1 protein-coding gene is annotated in these 1316 nt (G+C 66.0%); it reads left to right on the top strand.

Features of this window, described 5'->3' with window-relative positions; all coding sequences use genetic code 11:
• On the top strand, window positions 1-1316 hold a 1316-nt coding region (locus ABD901_RS58595; protein ID WP_345145066.1), incomplete at both ends, for a condensation domain-containing protein.

The raw sequence follows: 1316 nt of genomic DNA, 5'->3' as shown, positions 1-1316 counted from the left end.
CGCCATGAGATTCTGCGGACCCGGCTGGTCACCGACGCCGACGGGACACCGCACCAGGTGATCGACCCGCCCGGCCAGTTCTCCATGGACAAGATCGACGTCACCGGCGAGCCAGACCCACGTGCAGCCCTCGACGCCCTACTCATCGCCAACGCTCGCAGCCCGTTCGATCTGGCGGTGGGCCCGCTGCTGCGGGCAGTACTGATCCGGCTGCCGATGCAGCAGTACGTGCTCGCGCTCTGCCTGCACCACGTCCTGTTCGACGAATGGTCCAGCCGCATCCTGCGCACCGAACTGTCCACCCTCTACACCGCATTCACCCGCGGCGAACCCGACCCACTACCGGCACTGCCGATCCAATACGCCGACTACGCCACCTGGCAACGCCAATGGCTCACCGGCCACATCCTCGACACCCAACTCCACTACTGGCAAACCCAACTCGCCAACCCACCCATCCTCCACCTCCCCACCGACCGCCCCCGCCCACCAATCCGCACCACCGACGGCGCCACCCTCCACTTCACCATCCCCACCAACACCACCACCAACCTCAAACACCTCTCCCGCCACAACAACACCACCATGTTCATGACCCTCCTCACCGCCTACACCGTCCTCCTGCACCGCCACACCGGCCAAACCGACCTCCTCATCGGCACCCCCATCGCCAACCGCAACCAAGCCGAAACCGAACACCTCATCGGCTTCTTCGTCAACACCCTCGCCCTCCGCACCAACCTCCACCACAACCCCACCTTCACCGAACTCCTCCACCAAACCCGCACCACCGCCCTCAACGCCTACACCCACCAAGACCTCCCCTTCGAACAACTCGTCGACGAACTCATCCACACCCGCGACCGCTCCCAAACCCCCCTCATCCAAACCCTCTTCAACTACACCGCCACCACCGACACCACCGACACCACCACCGACCCCGACACCACCGGCCAGCCCGGACAACCCCACATCCAGCACGACACCGTCGCCAAGGTCGACCTCGCCCTCACCGTGACCGAACAGCCCGACGGGCACCTCGCCGCCGGCCTGCACTACAGCACCGGCCTGTTCGACCACACCACCATCCAACGCCTCCACGAACACCTCATGACCCTCCTCGACCAGATCACCACCAACCCCGACCGGCCGATCTCGCAGCTCGATGTGCTAACCCCAGCCGAGCGGGCCCAACTCGAGGCGTGGAACGCCACCGACGCCGCCGTCCCCGCCCAACCGGTCCACACCCTCATCGCCGCACACGCCCACACCAACCCCGACCGACCCGCCGTGCACTCCGGCGAACACACCCACAC

Origin of the sequence: Dactylosporangium darangshiense (assembly GCF_039537565.1) — a bacterium.
Lineage (GTDB): Bacteria > Actinomycetota > Actinomycetes > Mycobacteriales > Micromonosporaceae > Dactylosporangium > Dactylosporangium darangshiense.
This window is presented reverse-complemented; position numbering and strand designations above follow the sequence as displayed.